2 rRNA genes are annotated in these 3,368 nt (G+C 55.3%); both read left to right on the forward strand.

Annotated features, from left to right (window positions below):
- Positions 1-47: 47 nt before the first annotated feature.
- A 23S ribosomal RNA gene (locus ACWF62_RS20275) occupies positions 48-3,180 on the forward strand.
- Between the two features lie 69 nt (positions 3,181-3,249).
- Positions 3,250-3,366 (forward strand): 5S ribosomal RNA (gene rrf / locus ACWF62_RS20280).
- Positions 3,367-3,368 lie beyond the last annotated feature (2 nt).

The raw sequence follows: 3,368 nt of genomic DNA on the forward strand, positions 1-3,368 counted from the left end.
GGTTTGTGTGTTGTTTGAGAACTGCACAGTGGACGCGAGCATCTTTGTTGTAAGTAATGAAGAGCGTACGGTGGATGCCTTGGCACCAGGAGCCGATGAAGGACGTAGGAGGCTGCGATAAGCCTCGGGGAGCTGTCAACCGAGCTGAGATCCGAGGGTGTCCGAATGGGGAAACCCAGCACGAGTGATGTCGTGTTACCCGCACCTGAATATATAGGGTGTGTGGAGGGAACGTGGGGAAGTGAAACATCTCAGTACCCACAGGAAGAGAAAACAACCGTGATTCCGTGAGTAGTGGCGAGCGAAAGCGGAGGAGGCCAAACCGTGTACATGTGATACCCGGCAGGGGTTGTGTGCGCGGGGTTGTGGGATTCATTTTGTCGATTCTGCCGGATCGGCCGACAGTAAGAAATCATTGTGTTAGTCGAAGTGGTCTGGAACGGCCTGTCGTAGAGGGTGAGAGTCCCGTAGACGAAAACATGGTGACTGTCGTAGTGAACACCCAAGTAGCAGCGGGCCCGTGAAATCTGCTGTGAATCTGTCGGGACCACCCGATAAGCCTGAATACTCCCTGGTGACCGATAGCGGACTAGTACCGTGAGGGAAAGGTGAAAAGTACCCCGGGAGGGGAGTGAAATAGTACCTGAAACCGTGCGCTTACAATCCGTCAGAGCCTGTGAGTGACTTGTCACTGCGGGTGATGGCGTGCCTTTTGAAGAATGAGCCTGCGAGTTAGCGGCATGTCGCGAGGTTAACCCGTGTGGGGTAGTCGTAGCGAAAGCGAGTCCGAATAGGGCGTTTTAGTGGCATGTTCTAGACCCGAAGCGGAGTGATCTACCCATGGCCAGGGTGAAGCGACGGTAAGACGTCGTGGAGGCCCGAACCCACTTAGGTTGAAAACTGAGGGGATGAGCTGTGGGTAGGGGTGAAAGGCCAATCAAACTCCGTGATAGCTGGTTCTCCCCGAAATGCATTTAGGTGCAGCGTCGCGTGTTTCTCGCCGGAGGTAGAGCTACTGGATGGTCTAGGGGGCCCACAAGCTTACCGAAATCAGCCAAACTCCGAATGCCGGTGAGTGAGAGCGCGGCAGTGAGACTGCGGGGGATAAGCTTCGTAGTCGAGAGGGAAACAGCCCAGATCGCCGGCTAAGGTCCCTAAGCGTGTACTAAGTGGAAAAGGATGTGGGGTCGCGAAGACAACCAGGAGGTTGGCTTAGAAGCAGCCACCCTTGAAAGAGTGCGTAATAGCTCACTGGTCAAGTGATCCTGCGCCGACAATGTAGCGGGGCTCAAGTACACCACCGAAGCCGCGGCATTCACATAAGCCCGCCTTTCTCCTACGGGGGAGGGGCCAGGTGTGTGGATGGGTAGGGGAGCGTCGTGCAGCCATGGAAGCAGCGGTGTGAACTAGTTGTGGAGGCTGCACGAGTGAGAATGCAGGCATGAGTAGCGAAAGACAAGTGAGAAACTTGTCCGCCGAATGACCAAGGGTTCCTGGGCCAGGTTAATCCGCCCAGGGTGAGTCGGGACCTAAGACGAGGCCGACAGGCGTAGCCGATGGACAACGGGTTGATATTCCCGTACCCGTGTGAACGCGTCAATGGTGAATCAGTGATACTAACCGTCCTGAAGCCGCTTGCTTATCCTTCGGGATGGTGGGTGTGTGGATGCACGGGACCTGAGCTGGTAGTAGCCAAGCGATGGGGTGACGCAGGAAGGTAGCTGGGCCAGTGAGTGGTAGTACTGGTGTAAGCGTGTAGGGCGAGTGGTAGGCAAATCCGCCATTCATATAGCCTGAGACGTGATGCGTAGCCGAGTGAGGCGAATTCAGTGATCCTATGCTGCCGAGAAAAGCCTCTAGCGAGTTTTCACACGGCCCGTACCCCAAACCGACACAGGTGGTCAGGTAGAGAATACTAAGGCGATCGAGATAACTATGGTTAAGGAACTCGGCAAAATGCCCCCGTAACTTCGGGAGAAGGGGGACCTCTGCTGGTGACGAACCTTGCGTTCTGAGCTGGTGGGGGTCGCAGAGACCAGTGAGAAGCGACTGTTTACTAAAAACACAGGTCCGTGCGAAGTCGTAAGACGATGTATACGGACTGACGCCTGCCCGGTGCTGGAAGGTTAAGAGGACCGGTTAGCCAGTAATGGCGAAGCTGAGAATTTAAGCCCCAGTAAACGGCGGTGGTAACTATAACCATCCTAAGGTAGCGAAATTCCTTGTCGGGTAAGTTCCGACCTGCACGAATGGCGTAACGACTTCTCAGCTGTCTCAACCATAGACTCGGCGAAATTGCATTACGAGTAAAGATGCTCGTTACGCGCGGCAGGACGAAAAGACCCCGGGACCTTCACTATAGCTTGGTATTGGTGTTCGGTTCGGTTTGTGTAGGATAGGTGGGAGACTGTGAAGCGGGCACGCCAGTGTTTGTGGAGTCGTTGTTGAAATACCACTCTGATCGTATTGGACATCTAACCTCGGACCATGATCTGGTTCAGGGACAGTGCCTGGTGGGTAGTTTAACTGGGGCGGTTGCCTCCCAAAATGTAACGGAGGCGCCCAAAGGTTCCCTCAGCCTGGTTGGCAATCAGGTGTTGAGTGCAAGTGCACAAGGGAGCTTGACTGTGAGACTGACAGGTCGAGCAGGGACGAAAGTCGGGACTAGTGATCCGGCACCGGCATGTGGAAGCGGTGTCGCTCAACGGATAAAAGGTACCCCGGGGATAACAGGCTGATCTTCCCCAAGAGTCCATATCGACGGGATGGTTTGGCACCTCGATGTCGGCTCGTCGCATCCTGGGGCTGGAGTAGGTCCCAAGGGTTGGGCTGTTCGCCCATTAAAGCGGCACGCGAGCTGGGTTTAGAACGTCGTGAGACAGTTCGGTCTCTATCCGCCGCGCGCGTTAGAAACTTGAGGAAGGCTGTCCCTAGTACGAGAGGACCGGGACGGACGAACCTCTGGTGTGCCAGTTGTCCTGCCAAGGGCACTGCTGGTTAGCTACGTTCGGAAGGGATAACCGCTGAAAGCATCTAAGCGGGAAGCCTGTTCCAAGATGAGGTTTCTCACCCCCTTTGAGGGGGTAAGGCCCCCGGCAGACTACCGGGTTGATAGGCCAGAACTGGAAGTCAGGTAACTGATGTAGGTGACTGGTACTAATAGGCCGAGGACTTACCACAAAGAAGCTACGCGTCCACTGTGCGGTATCTGAAACAACACACATGTTTTGTGTGACAGTTTCATAGAGTTACGGCGGCCATAGCGGAGGGGAAACGCCCGGTCCCATTCCGAACCCGGAAGCTAAGCCCTCCAGCGCCGATGGTACTGCACTCGACAGGGTGTGGGAGAGTAGGACACCGCCGTACAT

The sequence above is a fragment of the Rhodococcus sp. NPDC054953 genome, from assembly GCF_053609225.1.